Raw genomic sequence first — 25,193 nt, 5'->3', positions numbered from 1 at the left:
AAAAAAGCGCAAAATCGTGTTCGTTATCACACCTTTTTCTGCACATCGCGCATGCTTCGCATTATTTGTTTAAAAATTAATCAGCTCTTCCTGGTTCGGCAAAGTGGGTCTACAGTTAAGCTGGGGACGCGTAAGCCAGGGGGCAAATATGGCGCTTTACACAATCGGTGAAGTAGCACTCCTTTGTGATATCAATCCCGTTACCCTACGGGCGTGGCAGCGGCGGTATGGATTGCTCAAACCGCAGAGAACGGACGGGGGTCATCGTCTTTTCAACGATGCCGATATCGACCGGATCCGCGAAATCAAAAGCTGGATCGACAACGGGGTGCAGGTCGGCAAAGTGAAGTCCCTGCTGAGCCACGACGACCCGGACACGCAAAACCTCTGGCGTGAACAGCAGGAAACGCTGCTGCGGCTCCTTCAGGCGGGTAATCTGCAGCGACTGCGCGCCTGGATCAAAGAGCAGGGTCGCGATTATCCGGCGAAAACGCTCATCACCCATCTTTTCATTCCGCTCCGTCGACGCCTGCAGTGCCAGCAGTCTACCCTGCAGGCGCTGCTCAGCATGCTTGACGGGGTGCTGATCAACTATATTGCCGTCTGCCTTGCCTCGGCGAAGAACAAGGCCGGAAAAGATGCGCTGGTGGTCGGCTGGAACGTGCACGATACCACCCGTCTGTGGCTGGAAGCGTGGATCGCCACCCAAAAGGGCTGGCGCGTGGATGTCCTTGCGCACTCGCTGGGGCAGCTCAAACCCGAGCTTTTCGACGGCCAGACCCTGCTGGTCTGGTGTGGCGAAGTGCCGTCCGCCACGCAGCAACAGCTGCTAACGGAGTGGCGTGAGCATGGTTATCCGGTTTATTCCCTTGGCCCGGATGAGCCATAACGGCATTTAATGGTTCATTAACAGCTGCGCTTCACCGTATAATTGTTCCGTTAACAACAGGAGCACATGATGAAGGCAACCAAACTCGCCATTATTACCCTTTTTGTCCTGATGGCCGTAAGCGGTATCGGCGGCGTGATGCTGGCCGGGTACTCGTTTATCGTTCGTGGCGGTGTCGGCTGAGGTACAGCGCCAGCCGCTCAAAAAGGCGATCGACGACGATGGCCGCCAGCGCGACCAGCACCGCCCCCTGCACAATATAAGCCGTATTAAACCCGCTTAAGCCGATGATGATCGGCGTTCCCAGCGTATTGGCACCGACCGTAGACGCAATGGTCGCCGTCCCGATGTTAATAATCACCGACGTACGGATCCCGGCAATAATAACCGGCGCCGCAAGCGGCAGCTCTACCTTGCGCAGCCGCTGCCAGCGGCTCATCCCCATCCCTTCCGCCACGCTTAAAACAGACGCCGGGACCGCCGCAACGCCCGCCAGCGTGCCCTGCAGAACGGGCAGCACGCCGTATAAAATCAGCGCAATAATCGCGGGCTGCTGGCCAAAACCCATCACCGGCACCGCTATCGCCAGCACCGCCACCGGCGGAAACGTCTGCCCAATGGCCGCAACCGTCTCCACCAGCGGACGAAACTCCCGGCCCGCTGGTCGCGTGACCGCGATGCCCGCGCCTGTTCCCAGCACCACTGCGATGACGCTTGATAGCGCCACCAGCCAGAGATGCGCCAGGGCGAGGTTGATAAAGCTCTCCTGCTGATACACCGGCCGCGGTAGCCCCGGGAAAAGGGTGTTAAACAGCGCCGCGCTGTGAGGCATCAGAAACAGTAAGGCAACAAAGAGCGCTACCAGCCAGAGGAGCGGATCACGCAGTGCCTTCACGCGTCACCTCCCCGGCAAGCAGATCGCGAAAATGCAGGCTGCCGCACGGCGCGCCCCGGACATCCGCCACGGGCAGAACTTCGCACCGGCGCGCGACAAACGCGGAGAGGGCATCCCGCAGGCTCATCTGCTCCTGTAGCGGTTCCCCGTCGGGCGGTGCATTCTCCCGGCGCATATAGTCCCCGACCGTCCGCAGGGAGAGCAGCCTGACGCCCAGCTCGCTGCGGCCAAAAAACTCGCGTACAAAGTCATTCTTCGGGCTGGTCAGCAGCGCAAGCGGCGCGCCCTGCTGCACCACCTCGCCGTGATCCATCAGCACAAGATGGTCGGCCAGGCGCAGGGCTTCATCTATATCGTGCGTCACGAGGACGATGGTTCGACCAAGAATGCGGTGAATGCGGGTCATCTCCGCCTGCAGCGCCCCGCGCGTAACCGGATCCAGCGCGCCAAAGGGTTCATCCATCAGCAGCACCTGCGGGTTAGCCGCCAGCGCGCGCGCCACGCCCACGCGCTGCTGCTGCCCACCGGAGAGCTGGTGCGGATAGCGGTCGCGCAGCGCGGGCTCCAGCCCCAGCAGAGACATCAGTTCATCAACGCGGTCAGCGATTTTAGCCCGCGACCATTTCTCCAGCTGCAGCACGGTGGCGATGTTCTGCGCCACCGTCCAGTGCGGAAACAGGCCGATAGACTGAATGGCATAGCCCATCCGGCGGCGCAGCTCCAGCACAGGCAGGCTGCGGATCTCTTCCCCGGCAAAGCGAATTAACCCGCTGTCATGCTCAACCAGCCGGTTGATCATCTTCAGCGTGGTGGATTTTCCCGAGCCCGACGTGCCAATCAGCACGGAAAACGCCCCCTCGGCAAAGTTCAGGTTCAGATGGCTTGCCGCCGGGCGGCCGGCAAAGGTTTTACTGACATCGTGAAATTCAATCATTGGCTCTTCTCCTGAGCAGCGCGAGCCATAAGGCAAACAGCGCGTCGACGACAACCGCCAGCGCAATGGTGGGAACCACGCCTAACAACACCAGATCGAGGGCGCTGCTCAGCAGCCCCTGGAACACCAGCGCGCCAAAGCCGCCCGCGCCAATCAGCGCGGCAATCACCGCCATGCCAACGGTCTGGACCGCCACCACCCGCAGGCTGCGCAGCAGAAGGGGCAGCGCCAGCGGGAGCTGTATCTTCCAGAAACACTGTCGCGCGCTCATCCCCATCGCATGGGCGCTTTCCAGCACATCCGGGGCAACCTGGCTTAAGCCCGCGACCACGCCGCGCACCAGCGGGAGCAGCGCGTACAGTACCAGCGCAATCAGCGCGGGCGTTAACCCCGTTCCGGCGATACCCACCGCGCCCAGCGCGGGAAACGACTTCACCAGCCCGGCCAGGGGGGCAATCAGCAGGCCAAACAGCGCAACGGAGGGAATGGTCTGGATGACGTTGAGCACGGCAAAGATGCTACCCTGACGTGAGGGATGACGATAACACCACATGCCGAGCGGTATCCCGACCAGCAGCGCCGGGATCAGCGTGCCGAAAAGGATCGTCAGATGTTGCGCCAGGGCATCATCAAACACCTCCTGACGGTTGGCGTACTCTTTTAACAGCGAGAGGTTGTTCAGTTCACCGCTGAACAATAACAGCAGCGGAATACACCATATCTGCGCATTGAGCACCCAGCGCCAGACGGCGCTGGCGATGAGACGACGAATCGCATCGCTGCTCGCCAGCAAACACAGCGCCAGCCAGAGCCACAGGCCGCTGCCTGGCGTGGTTCTCGCCAGCGGGCTTTCCGCCGAGGCCATATGCGTTGCCGCCAGCCCCGCGCTCCAGAACAGCGCGATAAAGAGAACTTCCGAGAGCAGCAGCGTCAGCCACTGCGCCGCTCGTCCTTGCCAGAGCGACAGTGCAACCCACGCGGCCAGCGCAGCCGCCAGCCACCACGGCGTGAACGGCCATACGTCCCAGAGCGCGCGCCCTTCCCCCGACATCAGGCGGTTAGGCGCGACGTTCACAAACGGTAACGCGACCGCCGCGATGGCCACGCAGGCCAGCAGCAGCAGTACGCGGTTATGACATTTTATTGGCACAGCCCTTTCCCGTTACTTCACAAGCCCTTGTTGTTTCAGGAAGTCGGCGGCCACTTTTTTGGCATCCAGTCCCTCGACGGCAATGCTGGCATTCAGCTGTTGCAGCGTTTTTTCATCCAGCTTTTCGAAGACCGGCTTGAGCCATTGCGCAATATCCGGGTAGGCTTTCAGAACCGCCTCACGCACAACCGGGGTTGGAGCGTAAATCGGCTGAACGCCTTTGGGATCGGTCAGGGTTTGCAGGCCCAGCGCCGCGACCGGGCCGTCGGTGCCGTAGGCCATCGCCGCGTTAACGCCGGAAGTTTGCTGCGCCGCCGCCTTGATGGTGACCGCCGTATCTCCGCCCGCCAGCGAGAGCAGCTGCGCCTGGTCGAGCTTGAAGTCGTACGCTTTTTCGAACGCCGGGAGCGCATCAGGGCGCTCGATAAACTCCGCGGATGCCGCGAGCTTGAAGTCACCCTTCTCTTTCAGATAGCGGCTAAGATCCGCAAGCGAGGTGAGCTTCCCTTTCTCCGCCACGTCCTTACGCACGGCGATCGTCCAGGTATTGTTGGCCGGGGCCGGTGTCAGCCAGACCAGCTTGTTCTGTTCCGCGTCGAGTTTTTTGACTTTTTCATAGCCAGCTTTGGCGTTTTTCCATGCCGGATCGTTCTCTTCTTTAAAGAAGAACGCGCCGTTGCCGGTGTATTCCGGGTAGATATCCAGCTCGCCGGAGGTAATCGCGCCGCGCACGACGGGCGTGGTGCCCAGCTGAACTTTATTGACGGTTTTCACGCCGTGGCTTTCCAGCACCTGGAGAATAATGTTCCCGAGCAGCGCGCCCTCGGTATCGATCTTTGATCCCACTTTTACCGGCTCCGCCGCCTGTAGCGGCAGGCTTAGCGCCGCGAATAGCGCCGCAGAAACTACCATCCCCGATTTAATCGTCATTCCACTATCCTCATTTTTTTGCTGCCTTTTTCAGAGGCTTGAGAGAAAAGCGTAGCTTAAAACGGCGGATTTACCCGGCAAAATGCCTTTTTAGCATAAGGTAAGACGCATCCCCCGGTGGACGGGGGATGCAAAGGAGGGAAAGGTTACAGCAGCTCGAACTCGCCTTTATTCACGCGGGCGGAATCCACCCCGATAAAGACGTTAAACTTGCCCGGTTCCGCATCATATTTCATCTGCTGGTTCCAGAACTTCAGCGCATCCACGTCAATCGGGAAGCTGATGGTTTTGGTTTCGCCAGGCTTAAGGTTGACCTTCTCAAAGCCGCGCAGCTGCTTCACAGGACGGCTCATCGAGGCAGTAACATCCTGCACGTACATCTGAATCACCGTTGCCCCTTCGCGCTTGCCGGTGTTGGTCACCTCCACGCTGGCGGTGACCTTGCCGTCACGCTTCAGGCTCGGCGCCGACATTTTCACCTCAGAGACCTTGAAGGTGGTGTAGCTCAGGCCGTAACCAAACGGATACAGAGGGCCGTTAGCTTCGTCGAAGTAACGAGACGTGTACTTGTTCGGCTTGTCGGCATTGTACGGGCGGCCGGTGTTCAGGTGGCTATAGTAAACCGGGATCTGCCCGACGGAGCGCGGGAAGGACATCGGCAGCTTGCCAGACGGGTTGTAATCACCAAACAATACGTCGGCGATGGCGTTACCGCCTTCGGTACCGGCGAACCAGGTTTCCAGAATGGCGTCAGCCTGCTGGTCCTCTTTCACCAGCGCCAGCGGACGACCGTTCATCAGCACCAGCACCAGCGGCTTGCCGGTCGCTTTCAGGGCGGCGATCAGATCGCGCTGGCTCTGCGGGATGGTGATGTCGGTACGGCTGGAGGCTTCGTGCGCCATGCCCTGCGCTTCCCCCACGACCGCGACAACGACGTCAGACTGCTTCGCCGCGTTGACCGCTTCGTCGATCATCTCCTTCGGCGTGCGCGGATCGACCTTCACCGCTTCCTCGTACTGGTTGAGGAACGTGACGATGTCTTTGTCGTCGGTGACGTTCGCCCCTTTGGCGTACACCACTTTGGCATTTTCGCCGACGGCGCTCTTGATGCCGGTCAGGACGGTGACGGACTGATCGGCCACGCCTGCAGCAGACCAACTCCCCATCACGTCGCGCTTGCTGTCAGCCAGCGGGCCGACTACAGCAATGGTGCCGGATTTTTTCAGCGGCAGCGTGTCGAGGCGGTTCTTCAGCAGCACCAGACTTTCGCGCGCCACTTCACGCGCCTCTTTACGGTGCAGGCGGCTTTCGGCGTTGGTGTCCGCCGGGTCAGAGTCTTTCGGTCCCAGGTGGCTGTACGGATCGTTAAACAGCCCCATGTCATATTTCACGTTCAGCACGTGGCGCGCGGCATCGTCCAGCTCCGCCATCGTTACCTTGCCGCTCTTCACCAGCCCCGGCAGGTATTTGCTGTAGTACTCGTCGCTCATGCTCATGTTGATGCCGGACTTGAGCGCCACGCGCACCGCGTCTTCCGGGTCGGAGGCGGTGCCGTGTTTGATCAGCTCTTTAATCGCGCCGTGGTCGGAAACGGTGATGCCTTTAAAGCCCCACTGGTCACGCAGGACGTCTTTCAGTAGCCAGGAATCGGAGGTCGCAGGCGTGCCGTTCAGCGAGTTCAGCGCCACCATCACCGCGCCGCTGCCCGCGTCCAGCCCTGCCTTGTACGGCGGCATGTAGTCGTTGAACAGGCGCTGCGGGCTCATGTCGACGGTGTTGTACTCTTTACCGCCCTCAACGGCACCGTAGGCCGCGAAGTGCTTAACGCTGGTCATCACCGAGTAGCGGTCCGCCGGGCTCTTGCCCTGCATCGCTTCCACCATGGTTTTGCCCATCGTGGCCGTTAAATAAGTGTCTTCACCGAAGCCTTCCGAGGCGCGGCCCCAGCGCGGGTCGCGCGAGACGTCCACCATCGGCGCCCAGGTCATGTTCAGGCCGTCGTCCGCCGCTTCATAGGCCGACACGCGACCGACGGTTTTCACCGCGTCGAGGTTAAACGAGGAGGCCAGGCCGAGGCTGATCGGGAAGACGGTACGCTGGCCGTGCACCACGTCATAGGCGAAGAACAGCGGGATTTTCAGGCGGCTGAGTTCCATCACCTGATCCTGCATGGCGCGGATATCCTGGCGGGTGACGGTGTTAAAAATTGCGCCCACCTGGTTCTCTTTGATCATCTCGCGGATGGCCTCTTTCGGGTTATCCGGGCCGACGCTGATCAGACGCAGCTGGCCGATTTTTTCATCGACCGTCATCTTCTTAAGCAACTCCGTGACGAACGCGTCGCGGGCTTCAGGCGTGAGCGGGTGATTACCAAACAAATCCTCTGCCAGCGCAGGTTGCAGCGCCAGGCTGACGGCGACACCTACAGAACATAGCCATTTCATGTTGTTATTCTCTCTCATCAATAACCGTGGGAAGCACCCGGCCAGACCGTGCGAAAAGCGCAGTGTGCCACAAACCCTCTGAACGTTGCAGGGTTATTCTCTGATTTTTCTCATGAATACTCGACCGCTGAACAGTTAATCGCGCTATGCTTTACAGCGAGAAATTTGCCCCACCACAAGGAGTGGAAGATGACTTCTGTTCGAACTGACGATAACAATACTTTTATTAACGAACTGTCGCGCCTGGTTGGCTCCTCTCACCTGCTTACCGACCCGGCCAAAACCGCCCGCTACCGTAAGGGTTTCCGCTCCGGCCAGGGCGACGCGCTGGCGGTGGTCTTCCCCGGCACGCTGCTGGAGCTGTGGCGCGTGCTGAGCGCCTGCGTTGCCGCCGACAAGATTATTTTAATGCAGGCGGCCAACACCGGCCTGACCGAAGGGTCTACGCCGAACGGCAACGATTACGATCGCGATATCGTGATTATCAGTACCCTGCGCCTCGACAAGCTGCACCTGCTGGACAAAGGCGAGCAGGTGCTCGCGTTCCCGGGCACCACGCTCTACTCGCTGGAAAAAGCGCTTAAGCCGCTGGGCCGCGAGCCGCACTCGGTGATCGGCTCCTCCTGCATTGGCGCCTCGGTGGTCGGTGGGATCTGCAATAACTCCGGCGGCTCGCTGGTACAGCGCGGCCCGGCCTACACCGAAATGTCACTGTTTGCCCGTATCGACGAAAACGGCAAGCTGACGCTGGTGAACCACCTGGGCATCGATCTGGGCGTAACGCCGGAACAGATCCTCAGCAAGCTCGACGACGACCGCGTGCGGGACGAAGACGTGCAGCACGACGGTCGCCACGCCCATGACCATGATTACATCACCCGCGTGCGCGATATCGAGGCCGATACCCCGGCGCGCTACAACGCCGACCCGGATCGCCTGTTTGAATCTTCCGGCTGCGCGGGCAAGCTGGCCGTTTTTGCGGTGCGCCTCGACACCTTCCCGGCGGAGAAAAAGCAGCAGGTATTTTACATCGGCACCAATCAGCCTGAGGTTCTGACCGAAATTCGTCGCCATATTCTCGGCGCATTCACCCACCTGCCGGTGGCGGGCGAGTACATGCATCGGGATATTTACGACATCGCGGAGCGCTACGGGAAAGACACCTTCCTGATGATCGATAAGCTTGGCACCGACAAAATGCCGTTCTTCTTCACCATGAAGGGCCGCACCGACGCGATGCTGGAGAAAGTATCGCTGTTCAAGCCCCACTTTACCGACCGCTTTATGCAGAAGCTGGGCAACGTTTTCCCGGCGCATCTGCCGGAGCGAATGAAAACCTGGCGCGATAGGTACGAACATCACCTGCTGCTGAAAATGGCCGGGGACGGAATCGCCGAAGCGCAGAGCTGGCTGACAGAGTTCTTCAAAACGGCTGAGGGTGATTTCTTTGCCTGCACGCCGGAAGAAGGCAGCAAAGCCTTCCTGCACCGCTTCGCCGCGGCGGGTGCCGCTATCCGTTACCAGGCGGTGCATTCCGAAGAGGTGGAGGATATTCTGGCGCTGGATATCGCCCTGCGACGCAACGACACCGAATGGTTTGAGCACCTGCCGCCGGAAATCGACAGCAAGCTGGTGCACAAGCTCTATTACGGCCACTTTATGTGCTACGTCTTCCATCAGGACTACATCGTCAAAAAAGGGGTAGATGCTCACGAACTGAAGGAGCAGATGCTCGCCCTGCTGCGCGAGCGCGGCGCACAATATCCTGCGGAACACAACGTCGGGCATCTTTATAAAGCTCCTGACGCTCTTAAGAAGTTTTATCGCGAGAATGACCCTACAAACAGCATGAACCCCGGCATAGGGAAAACAACGCGGAAGAAATACTGGCAAGAAAGTGCGGACGTGGAGCAGCCCATCACGCAAGCGTCTGATTAAACCCTACAGCCAAATTTGAGAGATTGTTTAGCGCGCCTTAATCGTAATAGAGTAGCGGTCTGTCGCCGGAGAAACGTTTCTCCGGCATTCGCTAACGAGGAGCAGGCGCGTCATGTCGGCTGTTGATGTTTTATCCGAAACCGAACTGGAAGTGCGCGACGCCCTTCCCGATGATGTGCATGCCATCGCCGCCATCTATGCCTGGCATGTGCTTCACGGGCGCGCGTCGTTCGAAGAAGTCCCTCCCACCATCGACGAAATGCGTCAGCGCATGAAAAGCGTGGCCGAGAACGGTTTACCGTGGCTAATCGCGCTCTATCGCGGCATCGTCGTGGGCTACTGCTACGCCACCCCTTACCGACCGCGTCAGGCCTATCGCTATACTCTGGAAGAGTCGATTTACGTCGATGCCAGCATCACCGGACGCGGTTTTGGCTCAACGTTGCTAAGCGCGCTGATCGCACGCTGCGAACAGGGCCCGTGGCGGCAGATGATTGCCGTTGTGGGAGATGGCAATAATAATGCCGGCTCGTTACGGCTGCATAAAAAGCACGGCTTCGAGATTGTCGGTCAGCTTCGCAGCGTGGGGTATAAGAAAGGCGACTGGCGGGATACGGTGATTATGCAGCGCCCGCTCAACGACGGGGACTGGACGCTGCCGGAATAAACGCAGCTGCTCACCCCGGCCCTCTCCCACAGGGAGAGGGAGAAAACATAAAAAACGGTAACATGCGTTACCGTTTTGCTTTTACCTAATCGTTCTGCGCCGTCGCCATCTGCTCCGCTTTCTGCTTTTTATAGGTCAATGCCGCAGCCGGAACGGGCTGCACTTTCCCGGTCTCAATCCAGGTCCGCAGGCGGCTCGCATCCGCGAAGTGGGTATATTTCCCGAAGGCATCCATCACCACCAGCGCCACCGGCTTGCCGTTAAACACGGTGCGCATCACCAGGCAGTGGCCTGCCGCATTGGTAAACCCGGTTTTGGTTAACTGAATATTCCAGTTCTCACGGTACACCAGATGGTTTGTGTTGCGGAACGGCAGGGTGTAAGACGGATTCGAGAATGTCGCAATGTCTTCACGGGTGGTGCTGAGCTGGCCGAGCAGCGGGTACTGCTTGCTGGCAATCAGCAGTTTCGTCAGATCGCGAGCCGTGGAGACGTTGTTAATCGACAGACCCGTCGGTTCAACAAAATGAGTATTGCTCATCCCCAGCGCTTTGGCTTTGGCGTTCATCGCGCGGATAAAGGCATCGTAACCGCCAGGGTAGTGGTGCGCCAGGCTTGCCGCCGCGCGGTTTTCGGAAGACATCAGCGCCAGCAGCAGCATATTTTTACGGCTGATTTCACTGTTCAGGCGCACGCGAGAGTAGATCCCTTTCATCTCCGGCGTGTGGCTGATATCCACTCTCAGCTTTTCGTCCAGCGGCAGGCGAGCATCAAGCACCACCATCGCGGTCATTAATTTGGTTATGGAAGCGATCGGGCGCACCAGATCCGGGTGGCTGGCGTAAATCACCTTATTGGTGTTGAGATCAACAATCATCGCGCTGCCGGACGCGATTTGCGGCTGGGCAGCAGCGGTGGTCACCGCGGGCGTTTTGGCGACGGCTGGCACGGCAGCGGACGCGCCCAGCAGCATTGCCAGGCTAAGTAAAGAGACTCGAAATTTCAGCATGGTGAGACTTCTGATAATTATTCACGCACGTAATGACGTACACCGCCTGTGTCAACGGATAAACACAGGCTGGCTTCGGCATCATAGCGGTCACCGTGCTTTGTCGCCAGCGGATAATCGTGAACAGATGCTGCATTGCTGGCATTTACGCCAGCAATGCAGTGAGCTTAGAAGAGACGGTATCCATAACCCCAAAGAATAACCGTCAGTGCCAGTAACACCTCCAGTACCAGCACCCCGATGGCAAGCGTGGATCCGGAGAAGCTCAGGCCCTCTTCTTTATTAATATTGAGGAAGGTAGGAACGCCCAGATACAGCAGATAACCGGTGTAAAAGAGCGCAACAGTACCGATCAGCGCGCACAGCCAGACCAGTGGATAGAGCGCAACAATACCGCTTAAGAACAGCGGGGTCGCGACGTATCCGGCAAAGACCATACAGTGTGCCAGCGATGGGCGCTGTGGGTAGTTACGCGCCATCCAGTGAATGACGCGCCCCATGACCGCCACCCCTGCCAGCATCAGGCCATAGAAGAGAACGGCCAGATAAAGCCCGGTAAACCAGGAGAGCTGAACCACGGTACCGTCGCCGAAGTTCCAGCCGATTTGTGTTGTGCCAATAAACGCGCATATTACCGGCACCGCGGCCATCAGCAGCACATGGTGGGTGTAATGATGCGAGACCGTTTCGTTCTCACTTTTGATGACATGCATTTCACGATCGGGATGGGAGAAAAGTCCCCAGACATGGTTCATAGCGCCCCCTTGTTGTCGGCCCGTCAGCGATACCTTAAGTATAATGCAGGCTTTAGATTATTTTATGTACAGTGGGAAATTTCCGTTGATTGCCGCGCGGTTGATTCATGAGGTATATGATTAAACGAGGTACGCAGAGGGAGATAACCGTTACGTAATGGATATTAACGCACTCATTGAACAATATGGATATGCCGCGCTGGTCATCGGCAGCGTGGCGGAAGGTGAAACCATCACGCTGTTGGGCGGCGTCGCCGCGCATCAGGGCTTACTGAAGTTTCCGCTGGTCGTCGCCGCGGTCGCGCTAGGCGGCATGATTGGCGATCAGTTGCTCTACTTCCTGGGGCTGCGCTTTGGCCCGACGCTGCTCAAGCGTTTCGCTAAACACAAAAAGAAAATCAACCGCGCGCAGCGCCTGATCCAGCGTCACCCTTACCTGTTCGTGATTGGCACCCGCTTTATGTACGGCTTTAGAATTATCGGGCCGATACTGATTGGTGCCAGTCGACTGCCTCCGAAAATTTTCCTGCCGCTGAATATTCTTGGCGCGATAGCCTGGGCGCTAATTTTCACGACGCTCGGTTACGTGGGCGGCGAGGTGATTGGCCCGTGGCTGCATAATCTTGACCAGCACCTGAAGCACTGGGCGTGGTTGATTCTGGTGGTTGTGGCGGTGATCGGGGTCAGGCTGTGGATGCGGCAACGGGAAAAGAGGCGGGATGAAGAGTGAGTGCGGTCTACTACCCCTCACCCTACTCCTCTCCCCAGAGGGGAGAGGGAACTAGATACACCCTCTCCCCTCTGGGGAGAGGGCCGGGGTGAGGGGAAACTTACCCCTCCGGCTTAAACTGCGGGTTCGCCAGCATAAAGCCCCCGTCGACGATAAACGATTGCCCTGTGGTATAGCTGGCGTCGCTGTCACACAGCCACGCCACCAGGCTGGCGATTTCTTTGGTGTGGCCCGGCCTTGCCAGCGGGATTTCCGGCATTGACCCTTCCTTCACTTCGCTGTCGTCCATATCGTTCATCGGCGTGGCAATGGCCCCCGGCGCGACGGCATTCACCAGAATCTTGTGCTTCACCAGCTCCATCGCCATTGATTTGGTTAAGCCGCCGAGCGCATGTTTCGCCGCAGTATAGGCGCTGGCATCAGGCAGCGGCGTGTGCTCATGCACTGAAGTGATGTTCACAATCCGCCCCCCTTCCCCCTGCTTCACCATCTGTCGTGCCGCAATCTGCGAGCAGAGAAACGCGCCGTCCACGTCGACGGTAAAGATGTTCCGCCAGTCGTCAAACGCCATCTCAAGGAATGGCGCTTTGGTCATCGCTCCGGCATTGTTAACCAGCACGTCCAGCCGGCCGAAGCGCGCAATCAGCGTTTCAATAGCTTCAGCGCCGTCCGGGAGCGTGCTTAAATCAAGATGGATAGCCTCTGCGCGCTGCCCACGCGCTTCAACTTCACGGCAGGTTTCCAGCGCCCCTTTTTCATCCGAATGCCAGGTGACGCCAATATCAAACCCGCGCTCTGCCAGCATCAGCGCCGTGGTTTTACCAATCCCGGAATCCGATGCGGTTACAATCGCTACTCTGGTCATACTCACCTCCTGAAAAACTACAAAGAGGTAAGTATAGATAATGGCCCTTTTTAGCCATGACGATAGCCGCCGCCCAGCGCTGAAGTCAGCTGCAGCGTGGCATCGAGATACTGGCCTTTCAGCATCACGCCTTCGAGATGTTCTTCAAGCGCCGGGATTCTGGCTTCGCTGACCCGCGAGCCCGCAATGATACCTGCGCTAAAACGCGCCTGCGCCAGCGCCACCACGCGCGCCGCGTCTTTTTCGACCTGCTGCTGGTGACGATTTTTTGCCGTCAGGGTTTCAACTTCACTTGCCGTACGCGCCACCTGATTGACCGCCTCCACCACCGCTTTGTTGTAGTTCGCGACCGAGAGGTTATTCTGCGCCTGGGCGATATCCAGATTAGCGTTCAGCCTGCCGCTGTCGAAGATCGGCAGCGTCAGTCCGGCGGTCACGCCCATCTGCTGGGCTGAAGAGCGGAACAGATCGCTCAGGTGCAGGGCATCCTGCTGTAAGAACGCCATCAGGTTCACGTCAGGATAGAACGCCGCTCTGGCGGCCTCCACCTCGCTCATGGAGGCTTCGATATACCAGTGCGCTTCCTGCAGATCCGGTCGGCGAGCCAGCAGTTCATATCCCAGCGTTGACGGTAACGAGGCTTCTGCTGCAGGCAACGGGTGGCGCGTCAGATGTGTTGCCGGGGTGCCGGTCAGCGCCTCCAGACGCGCTTCAATGGCCTTCATTTTGCCCTTTACGTCAGCCAGCTGTTCATCAGTCTTGCTGGCGTGGATATCGGTTTCGACGCCCTCAACCGAGGAGGTGATACCGTGCTGATACAGTTCGCGATCGGCGTCGATAATATTTTCCTGTTCCTGTTTAATCCGGGAAAGGACATCCCCTGCTTCGGCCTGGGTCTGCCACGCCCAGTAAAGGCGCGCAACGCTGGTTGAAAGCAGCTGGCGGGTCTGCTTCAGCTCCGCTTTTTGCGCATTCACTTTACCGATACGCGCTGCAATCCGGGCGCGATTTTTCCCCCACAGATCGAGATCCCAGCCCGCCGTCAGGCCAAAGGTGCCGTTGGTATACCATGGGCCGGTGGTGCCCGCCGCCGGGTCGGTGAGGGCAAATGGCCCCATCAGCCCCTCTGCCGACATTTTTTGCCGTTCAACATCCGCAGAAAAATCCATTTGAGGGCCATCGGCTGCGATAGCGGCTCTGGCCTGCGCTTCGGCAAGCGTAATGCGCTGCCGGGCAATTTGCATATCGGGAGCATCCGCTATGGCTTTGGCAATAAGCGAATTTAACTGCGGGTCGTTATATTCTTTCCACCATTCATTTTTCGGCCAGTCCGCATGACGAAGTTGGGTATTAACGGACGCGGCTGTCGTTTGCGTTTGAATTGGCGACACCGTGGAATGTTCCGGTGCGCAGGCAGCCAGCATAAAAACAAGGGGAGCACTCAGAGATAAAATAAGAAAACGTTTCATTACGCCATGCACTCAGAAAAAATAAAGGCGCAACTTACGCTTGATGGCATTCCATTTTTTAGTAACGCGTGGCAATCCGCAAATTGTCATACACTTACATACTCGGCAAAATATTCACCGAGCGAATTATTTATATTTAAATATAAATACTAATTATTTTGACTGTATAACCCGCGCAATATCAGCCGACGTTTGCAGCGTGCGGATCTCATGAAATAACCCCAGCGCTTCGCTGTACTCTTTGCGTAAATAGCTCAGCCACTGTTTAATTCGCGCGACGTGATACAAACCGGTATCGCCCTGCTTTTCCAGACGGCTGTATTTTTGCAGCAGCGTGACAACGTCTGCCCACGGCATCCGCGGTTCGTTATATTTCACTACACGGCTGAGGTTCGGCACGTTCAGCGCGCCGCGGCCGATCATCACCGCATCGCAGCCGGTGGCTTTCAGGCACGCCTGCGCGCTCTCGTAATCCCAGATTTCACCGTTGGCGATCACCGGAATAGCGAGTCGTTTGCGGATCTCACCAATCGCCCGCCAGTTAATGCGCTCGGCTTTGTAGCCGTCTTCTTTAGTGCGGCCATGCACCACCAGCTCGGTGGCCCCGGCCTGCTGCACCGCATCGCCAATTTCAAACTGTCGGGCGTCGCTGTCCCACCCCAGGCGCACCTTAACCGTCACCGGCAAATGCGAGGGCACGGCCTCACGCATGGCTTTCGCGCCGCGGTAAATCAGCTCAGGATCTTTCAGCAACGTCGCCCCGCCGCCGCTGCCGTTCACCAGCTTCGACGGGCAGCCGCAGTTGAGATCCACCCCGTAAGAGCCCAGCTCAACCGCGCGGGCGGCGTTTTCCGCCAGCCATTCAGGGTACTGGCCGAGCAGCTGAATTCGTACCAGCGTGCCGGAGGGGGTCCGGCTCTGGTTGTGCAGCTCGGGGCACAGACGGAAGAAGGATTTTACCGGCAACAGCATATCGACCACGCGCAAAAACTCCGTCACGCAGAGATCGTAATCGTTCACCTCGGTAAGCAGCTCGCGCACGAGAGAGTCGAGCACGCCTTCCATTGGGGCCAGTAAAACTCGCATAACAGTACCTGTGAAAAAAGACGCGCTATAGTATCTGCTCTGTTTGTGTGTGGAAAGCCCGACGTTCCATTCCGGAATGTCTGGTATGCTCAAAATTCATGATGTGATCCATGGCACATTTTCAGGTTTAATTGTATGATGAATGCGTTTCATCAAGGACTTTCACCATGAGCAAATCATTGAACATTATCTGGCAATATCTGCGCGCATTCGTCCTGATTTACGCCTGCCTGTATGCCGGCATTTTCATCGCGTCGCTGCTGCCTATCACCATTCCCGGCAGCATTATCGGTATGCTGATCCTCTTTGTTTTACTGGCGCTGCAAATTCTGCCTGCAAAGTGGGTCAACCCTGGCTGCTTCGTCCTTATCCGCTACATGGCGCTGCTGTTCGTGCCTATCGGCGTGGGAGTCATGCAGTATTTTGATTTGCTCAAGGCCCAGTTCGGCCCGATTGTCGTTTCCTGTGCGGTCAGCACGCTGGTGGTTTTCCTGGTGGTGAGCTGGAGTTCTCATCTGGTACATGGCGAACGTAAAGTGGTCGGGGAGAAAACAAAAAAATGATGGCTAATATCTGGTGGTCACTGCCGTTAACCCTGCTGGTATTCTTTGCCGCGCGCAAGCTTGCCGCACGGTTTAAAATGCCCTTGCTGAACCCCCTGCTGGTGGCGATGGTGGTGATTATTCCCTTCCTGCTGCTCACCGGCATTCCTTATGAGCGCTATTTTGCGGGCAGCAAAATTTTAAACGACCTGCTGCAGCCTGCCGTTGTAGCGCTTGCCTTTCCTTTATATGAGCAGCTGCACCAGATCCGCGCCCGCTGGAAGTCCATCATTACCATCTGTTTTGTGGGAAGCCTGGTGGCGATGATCACCGGCACGTCGGTGGCGCTGCTGATGGGGGCCTCCCCGCAAATTGCCGCCTCTATCCTGCCTAAATCAGTGACCACGCCTATCGCGATGGCGGTAGGCGGCAGCCTCGGCGGTATTCCGGCCATCAGCGCGATGTGCGTGATTTTCGTCGGCATTCTCGGCGCGGTGTTTGGCCACACCCTGCTGAACGGGATGCGTATTCACACCAAAGCGGCGCGCGGGCTGTCGATGGGCACCGCCTCGCACGCGCTGGGTACCGCCCGCTGTGCGGAGCTGGACTATCAGGAAGGGGCATTTAGCTCGCTGGCGCTGGTGATCTGCGGGATTATCACCTCCCTGCTCGCCCCGTTCATTTTTCCGCTGATTCTGGCGGTGATGGGCTAAAATTTGCGATGCGTCGCGCAAATTTCATTTTGATTTCATAAGTTGCATACATAATGAGAAGTGGATCACATATAAAGCCCTGGCGGCTCCGTAAACTACCGATCCATTAACCTTTATGAGGCAAACGCCATGCACCCACGTTTTCAAGCTGCCTTCGCTCAGCTTGCAGAGAATTTGCAGTCAGCCCTGGCTCCCGTTCTGGCCGATGCACATTTCCCCGCCCTGCTGACGGCGGAGCAGGTCACGGTGCTGAAACAGGCAACGGGGCTGGATGAAGACGCGCTGGCTTTCGCACTGCTGCCCCTGGCTGCCGCCTGCGCCCGGGCCGATCTTTCCCACTTCAACGTCGGCGCCATTGCCCGCGGCGTCAGCGGAACCTGGTACTTCGGCGGGAACATGGAGTTCCTCGGCGCAACCATGCAGCAGACCGTTCACGCGGAGCAAAGCGCCATCAGCCACGCCTGGCTGCGCGGAGAGAAAGCCCTGAGCGCTATTACCGTTAACTACACTCCCTGCGGCCACTGCCGCCAGTTTATGAACGAGCTGAACAGCGGGCTGCAGCTGCGCATCAACCTGCCGGGCCGCGCGCCGCATACGCTGGGAGATTACCTGCCGGACGCCTTCGGCCCGAAAGATCTTGAGATCAAAACGCTGCTGATGGACGAGCAGGATCACGGTTTCGCCCCGTCCGGCGATGACCTGAGCCAGGCGGCCATTCATGCGGCGAACAGGAGCCATACGCCGTACAGTAAATCGCCGAGCGGCGTGGCGCTGCAGTGCCGCGATGGCCGAATCTTTACCGGCAGCTATGCGGAAAACGCCGCGTTTAACCCAACGCTGCCGCCGCTGCAGGGCGCGCTCAACCTGCTGAGCCTGAACGGCTACGATTATCCGGACATTCAGCGCGCCATTCTGGCAGAAAAAGCCGATGCGCCACTGATTCAGTGGGATGCCACCGCCGCGACGCTCAAGGCGTTAGGCTGCACGACGATAGACCGCGTCCTGCTGGCGTAAACCTTCCGGCGGACAGAAATGTCCGCCACGTTGCTGAAAAACCCCTCAGTTGAGTCGCTGTTTCTTGCGCTAACCAGGCGGGTAAAGTAGCCTGAGTTAAATTTCATCCACGAACGAGCCATCTCCATGTTAAAGCGCGTTTTTTACAGCCTGTCTGTCCTGGTCGGCATACTGCTGTTTATCGTGCTGGGTCTCGACCGCTGGATGAGCTGGAAAACCGCCCCCTACATCTTTGATGACCTGCAGGACCTGCCCTATCGCCAGGTGGGCGTGGTGCTCGGCACCGCCAAGTATTACCGCACAGGGGTGATCAACCAGTATTACCGCTACCGCATTCAGGGCGCGCTGAACGCCTACAACAGCGGCAAGGTGAACTACCTGCTGCTGAGCGGCGATAATGCCCTGCAAAGCTATAACGAACCGGTGACGATGCGGAAAGATTTGATTGCCGCAGGCGTCGATCCGGCCGACATCGTGCTCGACTACGCGGGCTTCCGCACCCTGGACTCCATCGTGCGCACGCGTAAAGTCTTCGATACCAACGACTTCATCATCATCACCCAGCGCTTCCACTGCGAGCGCGCGCTGTTTATTGCGCTGCATATGGGCATTCAGGCGCAGTGCTACGCCGTACCGTCCCCAAAAGATATGCTGAGCGTGCGCGTGCGTGAGTTTGGTGCGCGTTTTGGCGCCCTGGCAGATCTCTACATTTTCAAACGTGAACCGCGCTTCCTCGGTCCTCTGGTCCCGATCCCGGCGATGCATGAAGTGCCGGAAAACGCGCAGGGTTACCCGGCGGTGACGCCAGAGCAGCTGCTTGAGTTGCAGAAAAAGCGATAACCCCACGGCGGAGGCAGGCATAAAAAAACCCGCATCGCTGCGGGTTTTTTCATTGTTGCGCTTATTTCTTACGCGCGTACTTCAGTGAATCCAGGGCCACCGCGAAGATAATAATCGCGCCCTTGATGATGTACTGCCAGTACGGGTTCACGCCGATGTAGGTCAAACCGTAGTTGATGACGGTAAAGATGATCACACCGGTGACCACGCCGAGCACGGTACCCACCCCGCCGCTGAAGGAGACGCCGCCGACCACGCAGGCCGCAATCGCATCCAGCTCGTACATGAAGCCAAGGTTGTTGGTTGCGGAGCCGATACGGCCTGCCTCCAGCATCCCGCCGAAGGCGTAGAACACACCGGACAGCGCGTAAATCATCAGCAGGTTCAGGGCAACGTTTACCCCGGACACTTTCGCCGCTTCCGGGTTACCGCCGATAGCGAAGATATTTTTACCGAAGCGCGTTTTGTTCCACAGGATCCAGACGAAGGCCACCGCAATCAGCGCATAGAAGGTGATGTACGACAGGCGGAAGCTGCCCAGCGCGATAAACCCTTGCGTAAAGGTGGAGAAGCCGCTGTCAAAGCCCGAAATCGGCGACGCGCCTACAAAGTCGTAGTACAGGGAGTTGATACCGTAAACGATGATCATCGTACCCAGCGTGGTGATAAATGGCGTCACGTTGAGGTAAGCGATGATAATACCGTTGATCAGGCCAATCACCGCCCCGATGGCGCAGACAATCAGGATCACCACGAAAATCGGCATGGTCGCCATTTCCGGGAACACCTTGTTGGCGTTTTCCATCGACTGCAGCAGGGTTGCCGCAATAACCGCCGCCAGGCCGACCTGACGACCGGCAGAAAGGTCCGTTCCCTGGGTGACGATAAGCCCCGCCACGCCCAGCGCAATGATGATACGCACGGAGGACTGGGTCAGAATGTTACTCAGGTTCAGCAGGCTTAAGAACGTAGGGTCCTGGAAAATGATAATGGCCAGCAGGACTAAAAGAACAACGTAAATACCGCCTTCTTTCAGGTAAGTGAGAAAACTTTTTTTATTTAACGCACTCATGAGGAGCCCCTGATCTTAAAGGTGCAAAGACGCAAGACGCAAAATTTCGTTTTGCGTTGTCGTTTTGGTGTCAACAATACCGGCAACGAGACCATTGCTCATAACCAGAATACGGTCCGTGATCCCTAACAGTTCCGGCATTTCGGAAGAAATAATAATGATCCCTTTATTCTTTTTCGCCAGCTCGGCAATCAGCTGATAAATTTCAAACTTCGCGCCGACGTCAATACCGCGGGTCGGTTCATCCAGCATCAGAATTTCTGGCTGGGTTAATAACCAACGGCCAATAATAACTTTCTGCTGGTTACCGCCGGAAAGCGAACCAATTTGGGTACGGTGGCCAGGCGTTTTCACGCGCATGGAGTCAATTACCCATTGGGTGTCGCTCTTCATGCGGGAATTATCCAGCAGCCCGACTTTGTTTTTGTAATTACGAATATTAGAGATTAACGAGTTAAAGTTAATATCCAGATAAGCATAAATACCGGTCGAACGACGTTCTTCCGTCACCAGCGCAAAACCGTTATTAATGGCTTCGTTGGCATTATAGTTGTTAATTTTCTTCCCGTGCAACGTGATGGTGCCGTCGGCTTTCTCGCGGATGCCAAACAGGGTTTCCACGATGTCGGTACGCTTTGCCCCTACCAGGCCAGCAATGCCAAGAATTTCGCCTTTGTGAAGGTCGAAAGAAACATCGCGGATGGACGGCTGGCGCAGCGAGGTCAGATTGCGCACTTCCAGGATCACTTCGCCCGGCTTGTTCTCTTTGTCCGGGAAGCGCTGGTTCAGGGAACGGCCAACCATCATGGCGATGATCTTGTCCATGTCCAGCCCTTCCAGCGGCTGCGTGGCAATCCACTGGCCGTCGCGCAGGATGGTAATTTCATCGCACAGCTGGAAGATCTCTTCCATTTTGTGCGAGATGTACACAATGCCGCAGCCGCGCTCTTTCAGCTTACGAATAATGGTAAAAAGATGGTTAACCTCTTTTTCCGTTAATGACGAGGTGGGTTCGTCCATGATGACGATTTTCGCGTCATAGGAGAACGCTTTGGCAATTTCGATCATCTGCATCTGGGAAACGGATAATGTCCCTACGCGGGCGCGCGGGTCGATATCAATATCCAGCTCATCGAAAATCGCTTTGGTGTCGCGATACATTTTATCCTGATCGACAAACACACCTTTGGTTGGGTAACGTCCCAACCACATGTTATCCATTACCGAGCGTTGCAGTACCAGGTTTAATTCCTGGTGAACCATCGAGATACCGTTTTCCAGCGCTTCTTTCGCTGAATGGAAATCGATCTCTTTCCCCTGAAAAAGAATGCTGCCAGAATCTTTTTGATAGATCCCAAAAAGACATTTTAATAATGTTGATTTACCCGCACCGTTCTCCCCCATTAATGCATGAATAGAGTGAGGACGGACTTTTAAATTAACATTATCGAGTGCCTTAACACCGGGGAAGGACTTGTTGACGCCTGTCATTTCCAACAAGTATTCACCGGACGACTGAGTAGTTGTGCTGACCATAATTATACCTTGTTGGCCTCGCATATCGCGTTATAAAAGGGCGCAACGAATTGCGCCCAGTGAAGACAAAACAAAGATCTTATTTACCGATAAACTCAGCCAGGTTGGACTGGTCTACGCCCACGTAAGGCACGCGAACGATTTTGTTGTCAATTTTCCAATTGGTGCCATCCGCCGCGCCTTTACCGTCGGCGAGGTTTTTCGCCAGATCGAAGGTCGCTTTCGCCTGGTTGTTGGCATCGTTCAGAACGGTACCGGCCATCGCGCCAGATTTAACCAGCGCCAGCGCTTCAGGCAGAGCATCCACGCCAAATACCGGGATGGACGATTTATTGTGGGCTTTCAGCGCTTCAACCGCGCCCATTGCCATCGCATCGTTGTTAGCAATGACCACTTCGATTTTGTTCGCGTTCGGGCCAGACAGCCACGCGTCCATCTTATCTTTCGCCTGAGCGGTGTCCCACATCGCGGTATCTAACGCCAGCTGCTGGGTTTTCAGGCCCTTGTCGTTCAGCTCTTTAATAACATAGGTGGTACGCGCTTCAGCATCCGGGTGGCCAGGCTCGCCTTTCAGCAGCACGAACTGGATCTGACCGTCTTTGTTCAGGTCCCAGTTCGGGTTCGCCGCCCAGTGTTTCGCGATCAGATCGCCCTGAATAATGCCGGACTCTTTAGAATCAGTACCGACGTAATACGCTTTGTCATAGCTGTCCAGCGCTTTACGGGAAGGTTCTTTGTTGAAGAAGACGATTGGCACGTTCTGGCCACGCGCTTTCTCAATAACCGTGCCTGCTGCAGCCGGGTCAACCAGGTTGATTGCCAGGGCCTTAACGCCTTTTGCCAGCAGAACGTCGATCTGGTCGTTCTGTTTGGACTGGTCGTTCTGGGAGTCGTTCATCAGCAGCTGTACGTCTGGCGCTGCTTTCGCATCTTTCTCAATTGCTTTACGCACAACAGACATAAAGTTGTCGTCGTATTTATAGATGGTCACACCAATACGGGTATCCGCAGCGTGCGCTGCTGCACCAAAAAGCATGCTTGCCATTACAGCAGACAGAGTCAACACCTTCTTATTCATGGTATCTCCGGTTTTTTTTATGCAGGGTAGTTCTTGTGAATAACGATCGGCAGGCAGGTGTTAATAAAACGTTACTGACAGCCGACGCTCACTTATAAAATTTCTATCTTCCGTGGTCGGTAACGCTCCAGAAATGCGTTTTATTCGTTGTTTGCGGCACATTGGCTATAGTGAAAGCGAATAATCACCGTTACATAGCGTTTCAGCCCCTAAAACGCTGACATCATAGTCAGCGCCTTGTTAAGATACTGTGAATTTACTCACAGATTGAAAACGGTTACATCACCTGATGTAATCAGTTAGTGATCGGAACCACAATTTGCCGGGCGGCAACGGAATGACGACGCACCAGCGTCGGCATGAAGCAGTGCGTAGCCCCCGGATCCAGCAGCCCTGCCGCTCCCTGTAGCGCCAGCTCGGTCGCCAGTTTTGCCATAGAAGCAATGGGATAGCGCACCGTAGTCAGCTGCGGGTCGGTGTAACGGGCAATCGGAATATCATCGAAACCAATCAATGACAAATGCTGTGGCACCGCAATGCCGTTATCCTTCAGCGCAGTCAGCGCGCCCGCGGCCATGCTGTCGTTATAGGCGAACACCGCAGAAAGCTGCAAGTTGCGGCCCAGCAGTTCCACCATTGCCGCCTCACCGCCCTGCATGTCCGGCGTTCCGGTGCCGATCCAGCTTTCTGATGGCGTAATGCCGTGCTCTTTCAGGGCGTTTTGCCACCCCTCACGCCGCAACGCGTCATCTTCAATTTGATGGCTGGAGGCCAGATAGCCGATCCGCTGATGGCCGTTATTGATGAGCATTTTGGTGGCCATCATGGCGCCGCTGACGTTATCCAGCCCGACGCAGCGGTGGGCATAGCCCGGGACAATGCGGTTGATCAGCACCATGCCCGGGATCTGCTCCATAAACCCGGCCAGCTCTTCATCGCCTAAGGCTTTTGAGTGGACGATCAGGGCGTTGCAGCGCTGGCGGATCAGCACTTCAATGGCATAACGCTCCTTTTCCGCCTCGTGATAGCTGTTGCCAATCAGCACGTATTTCTGATGCTGCTGGGCGACCACATCGACCGCTTTCACCAGCGCACCGAAAAAGGTGTCCGAGACATCCATCACCACCACGCCGATGGTATCGCTGACCTGCGTTGCAAGCGCCTGCGCGTTGGCATTTGGCCGGTACCCCAGCTGGGTCACGGCTTTCATTACGGTTTCACGGGTTTCAGGGCTAACCAGCGCGCTGTTGTTCAGCACGCGGGAGACGGTAGCCACAGAAACGCCCGCCAGACGGGCGACGTCACGAATGGTGATCATATTCACCATCCTTCAAAGAATTGCAGCAACTCACAGACACCCCCTGTGTTTAGCAAGGTGGCTATTTTGGCAGCGAGAGAAAGGGGACTACGTGAAGAAGGTCACACTCATGAAAACGCTTACATCCGTTTTGTTAATGATTGTGATCCAGATCGTTATCTGGATGTATTACTCAATGATACCCCTGAAGCATGTGCGGTTAACTGACGCCACGCCCACTCCAGCGGTCCCTGGCGGAAATAACGCAGCCAGATGACAGAAAACGCCAGGTTTACTACCCAGACCGGAATAACAAACGCCAGCAGCCCGAGGCGGTCGAATTTCATAAACAGGCCAAAGCGATAGAAAAGCGTGGTGCAGATCAGCGTTTGCAGAAGGTAATTGCTTAACGCCATCCGCCCGACGCAGGCAACGGCGCTGACGATCCACAGACGAGAAAGCTGCGGCCAGAAGCCATAGATCAGCGCCGCATAGCCGATGGTCTGGAACGGCGCGCTCAATTCACGCGGCACCTGCAGCAGAAACGCGCACCAGCGGTAATCCCAGTGAAGGTGCCACTGCGCAATCACCGCCGGAAGGTTAATCAGCACGCCCAGCAGAACCAGCCCCGCCCCGGTGCGGCGGTAGTGACGCAGGCTAAATTCGCCTTTCAGCCAGCCGGTGCGCATCAACGACGCCCCCATCAGCATCATCCCTGCCAGCTGCCAGCCGTATTGCGCGCCCAGCGCAAGGAGGTTATCCCCCAGCATATCCGCACGGTTGCTTATCGCTTCCGTACCGCCCTTCAGCTTCCAGTACTGCTCGTACTGCAGGTTAGCGGCATCCGGGATCCAGGAACGGTTCGTCGCGTCACCGGAGATCAGCCCCAGCAAAAGCAGGACGCCGAGCCCCATGAGATAGAGCATTACGCCGGTGTTAAACAGGCTTTTCACGCTGTGCGCGTCGCGAATCAGCCGCCAGCAGATCAGCCCGACTAACCCATAAGCGAGAAGAATATCACCGTCCCAGAAGAACAGGCCGTGGATGAACCCTAGGATGACCAACAGCGTCAAGCGCGACTGGATCCAGCGCGTGCCGCGTTTGAGCAGAAGCTGCAGGCCCGCGCCAAACAGCAGCGCAAACAGCGTGAGGAATTTAACTTGGGCAAACAGGTCAAGGATCGCCCACGTCCAGGCATCGCTTCGGGTGATGTCGCCGTACCAGGCGGGATTGAGATAAGCGGCCTTCGGCAGACCGAAGGCGCTGATATTCAGCAGCAGGATACCCAGTATGGCGACGCCGCGAACAAAATCGAGCGTGACGTTTCGCTCCATGGTCCC

At 57.0% G+C, this 25,193-nt stretch carries 24 protein-coding genes; 9 read left to right on the top strand and 15 right to left on the bottom strand.

The window, feature by feature from the left end; all coding sequences use genetic code 11:
* The first annotated feature begins 148 nt into the window (after window positions 1-148).
* On the top strand, window positions 149-889 hold the full coding sequence (gene mlrA / locus USG84_RS13690; RefSeq protein WP_061097637.1) for an HTH-type transcriptional regulator MlrA: 741 nt from the start codon (window positions 149-151) through the stop codon (window positions 887-889).
* 69 nt (window positions 890-958) lie between these two features.
* Window positions 959-1,072, top strand: coding sequence for a protein YohO (locus USG84_RS13685; RefSeq protein ID WP_008500895.1), 114 nt, complete (start codon window positions 959-961; stop codon window positions 1,070-1,072).
* On the opposite strand, the gene USG84_RS13680 is transcribed toward USG84_RS13685, so the two are convergent.
* The 5 genes from USG84_RS13680 to bglX form a co-directional block, all read right to left on the bottom strand.
* Window positions 1,047-1,784, bottom strand: coding sequence for an ABC transporter permease (locus USG84_RS13680; protein ID WP_061097636.1), 738 nt, complete (start codon window positions 1,782-1,784; stop codon window positions 1,047-1,049). The genes USG84_RS13685 and USG84_RS13680 overlap by 26 nt on opposite strands.
* Window positions 1,768-2,718 carry an ABC transporter ATP-binding protein gene (locus USG84_RS13675; protein ID WP_061097635.1) on the bottom strand — a complete coding sequence of 317 codons (951 nt, stop codon included), beginning with the start codon at window positions 2,716-2,718 and terminating at the stop codon, window positions 1,768-1,770. The genes USG84_RS13680 and USG84_RS13675 overlap by 17 nt, the downstream gene beginning before the upstream one ends.
* Complete coding sequence (locus tag USG84_RS13670) at window positions 2,711-3,868, bottom strand: ABC transporter permease (protein WP_253542795.1); 1,158 nt, start codon at window positions 3,866-3,868, stop codon at window positions 2,711-2,713. The genes USG84_RS13675 and USG84_RS13670 overlap by 8 nt, the downstream gene beginning before the upstream one ends.
* A 12-nt stretch (window positions 3,869-3,880) precedes the next feature.
* On the bottom strand, window positions 3,881-4,798 hold the full coding sequence (locus USG84_RS13665; protein ID WP_253542797.1) for an ABC transporter substrate-binding protein: 918 nt from the start codon (window positions 4,796-4,798) through the stop codon (window positions 3,881-3,883).
* A 146-nt stretch (window positions 4,799-4,944) separates the two neighbouring features.
* Window positions 4,945-7,242 carry a beta-glucosidase BglX gene (bglX, locus tag USG84_RS13660; protein ID WP_253542799.1) on the bottom strand — a complete coding sequence of 766 codons (2,298 nt, stop codon included), beginning with the start codon at window positions 7,240-7,242 and terminating at the stop codon, window positions 4,945-4,947.
* Window positions 7,243-7,431: 189 nt separating this feature from the next.
* Here bglX and dld point away from each other — a divergent pair, with 189 nt between their 5' ends.
* Entirely contained in the window at window positions 7,432-9,180 is a 1,749-nt protein-coding gene (gene dld / locus USG84_RS13655) for a D-lactate dehydrogenase (RefSeq protein ID WP_151413992.1), read from the top strand.
* Between the two features lie 112 nt (window positions 9,181-9,292).
* Window positions 9,293-9,847, top strand: coding sequence for a GNAT family N-acetyltransferase (locus USG84_RS13650; protein ID WP_061097630.1), 555 nt, complete (start codon window positions 9,293-9,295; stop codon window positions 9,845-9,847).
* A gap of 85 nt (window positions 9,848-9,932) precedes the next feature.
* Here USG84_RS13650 and pbpG read toward each other — a convergent pair whose 3' ends face one another.
* Window positions 9,933-10,856, bottom strand: coding sequence for a D-alanyl-D-alanine endopeptidase (pbpG, locus tag USG84_RS13645; RefSeq protein WP_151413991.1), 924 nt, complete (start codon window positions 10,854-10,856; stop codon window positions 9,933-9,935).
* A gap of 167 nt (window positions 10,857-11,023) precedes the next feature.
* The gene (locus tag USG84_RS13640) at window positions 11,024-11,611 is read right to left on the bottom strand and encodes a Yip1 family protein (RefSeq protein ID WP_061097628.1); all 588 of its coding nucleotides are present in this window, start codon (window positions 11,609-11,611) and stop codon (window positions 11,024-11,026) included.
* Between the two features lie 157 nt (window positions 11,612-11,768).
* On the opposite strand from USG84_RS13640, the gene USG84_RS13635 reads away from it, so the two are divergent.
* The gene (locus USG84_RS13635) at window positions 11,769-12,341 is read left to right on the top strand and encodes a DedA family protein (protein WP_151413990.1); all 573 of its coding nucleotides are present in this window, start codon (window positions 11,769-11,771) and stop codon (window positions 12,339-12,341) included.
* Window positions 12,342-12,441: 100 nt separating this feature from the next.
* On the opposite strand, the gene USG84_RS13630 is transcribed toward USG84_RS13635, so the two are convergent.
* The 3 genes from USG84_RS13630 to dusC all read right to left on the bottom strand — a co-directional run bounded on the left by USG84_RS13630 (window position 12,442) and on the right by dusC (window position 15,761).
* Window positions 12,442-13,206, bottom strand: coding sequence for an SDR family oxidoreductase (locus tag USG84_RS13630; RefSeq protein ID WP_080442002.1), 765 nt, complete (start codon window positions 13,204-13,206; stop codon window positions 12,442-12,444).
* A gap of 50 nt (window positions 13,207-13,256) precedes the next feature.
* The gene (mdtQ, locus tag USG84_RS13625) at window positions 13,257-14,675 is read right to left on the bottom strand and encodes a multidrug resistance outer membrane protein MdtQ (protein WP_151413989.1); all 1,419 of its coding nucleotides are present in this window, start codon (window positions 14,673-14,675) and stop codon (window positions 13,257-13,259) included.
* A 153-nt stretch (window positions 14,676-14,828) separates the two neighbouring features.
* Window positions 14,829-15,761 (bottom strand): tRNA dihydrouridine(16) synthase DusC, encoded by a 933-nt coding sequence (gene dusC / locus USG84_RS13620; RefSeq protein WP_253542800.1) that lies wholly within the window; start codon window positions 15,759-15,761, stop codon window positions 14,829-14,831.
* A gap of 167 nt (window positions 15,762-15,928) precedes the next feature.
* Between dusC and USG84_RS13615 the strand changes: the two genes are divergently transcribed.
* The 4 genes from USG84_RS13615 (at window position 15,929) to sanA (ending at window position 18,870) form a co-directional block, all read left to right on the top strand.
* Window positions 15,929-16,324 carry a CidA/LrgA family protein gene (locus USG84_RS13615; RefSeq protein ID WP_049008205.1) on the top strand — a complete coding sequence of 132 codons (396 nt, stop codon included), beginning with the start codon at window positions 15,929-15,931 and terminating at the stop codon, window positions 16,322-16,324.
* Complete coding sequence (locus tag USG84_RS13610) at window positions 16,321-17,016, top strand: CidB/LrgB family autolysis modulator (RefSeq protein ID WP_041909023.1); 696 nt, start codon at window positions 16,321-16,323, stop codon at window positions 17,014-17,016. Before USG84_RS13615 ends, USG84_RS13610 begins: the two co-directional genes overlap by 4 nt.
* Before the next feature lie 129 nt (window positions 17,017-17,145).
* The gene (cdd, locus tag USG84_RS13605) at window positions 17,146-18,030 is read left to right on the top strand and encodes a cytidine deaminase (protein WP_253542802.1); all 885 of its coding nucleotides are present in this window, start codon (window positions 17,146-17,148) and stop codon (window positions 18,028-18,030) included.
* 126 nt (window positions 18,031-18,156) lie between these two features.
* Window positions 18,157-18,870 (top strand): outer membrane permeability protein SanA, encoded by a 714-nt coding sequence (gene sanA, locus USG84_RS13600; protein WP_253542804.1) that lies wholly within the window; start codon window positions 18,157-18,159, stop codon window positions 18,868-18,870.
* 61 nt (window positions 18,871-18,931) lie between these two features.
* Here the strand turns inward: sanA and mglC are convergent, their stop codons facing one another.
* The 5 genes from mglC to yeiB all read right to left on the bottom strand — a co-directional run bounded on the left by mglC (window position 18,932) and on the right by yeiB (window position 25,187).
* Window positions 18,932-19,942 carry a galactose/methyl galactoside ABC transporter permease MglC gene (gene mglC, locus USG84_RS13595; RefSeq protein ID WP_013097952.1) on the bottom strand — a complete coding sequence of 337 codons (1,011 nt, stop codon included), beginning with the start codon at window positions 19,940-19,942 and terminating at the stop codon, window positions 18,932-18,934.
* Between the two features lie 15 nt (window positions 19,943-19,957).
* Window positions 19,958-21,478: a galactose/methyl galactoside ABC transporter ATP-binding protein MglA gene (gene mglA, locus USG84_RS13590; protein WP_151413988.1), complete on the bottom strand. Its 1,521-nt coding sequence runs from the start codon at window positions 21,476-21,478 to the stop codon at window positions 19,958-19,960.
* 79 nt (window positions 21,479-21,557) lie between these two features.
* Window positions 21,558-22,556 (bottom strand): galactose/glucose ABC transporter substrate-binding protein MglB, encoded by a 999-nt coding sequence (gene mglB / locus USG84_RS13585; RefSeq protein WP_008500923.1) that lies wholly within the window; start codon window positions 22,554-22,556, stop codon window positions 21,558-21,560.
* Window positions 22,557-22,851: 295 nt separating this feature from the next.
* The gene (galS, locus tag USG84_RS13580) at window positions 22,852-23,874 is read right to left on the bottom strand and encodes an HTH-type transcriptional regulator GalS (protein ID WP_151413987.1); all 1,023 of its coding nucleotides are present in this window, start codon (window positions 23,872-23,874) and stop codon (window positions 22,852-22,854) included.
* A 155-nt stretch (window positions 23,875-24,029) separates the two neighbouring features.
* Window positions 24,030-25,187: a DUF418 domain-containing protein YeiB gene (yeiB, locus tag USG84_RS13575; protein WP_151413986.1), complete on the bottom strand. Its 1,158-nt coding sequence runs from the start codon at window positions 25,185-25,187 to the stop codon at window positions 24,030-24,032.
* Window positions 25,188-25,193 lie beyond the last annotated feature (6 nt).

It is taken from the genome of Enterobacter sp. 168J2, from assembly GCF_034107265.1.
Taxonomy (GTDB): domain Bacteria; phylum Pseudomonadota; class Gammaproteobacteria; order Enterobacterales; family Enterobacteriaceae; genus Enterobacter; species Enterobacter nematophilus.
Note: the sequence above shows the minus strand (reverse complement) of the source record. Positions and strands in the feature narration are given on the sequence as shown.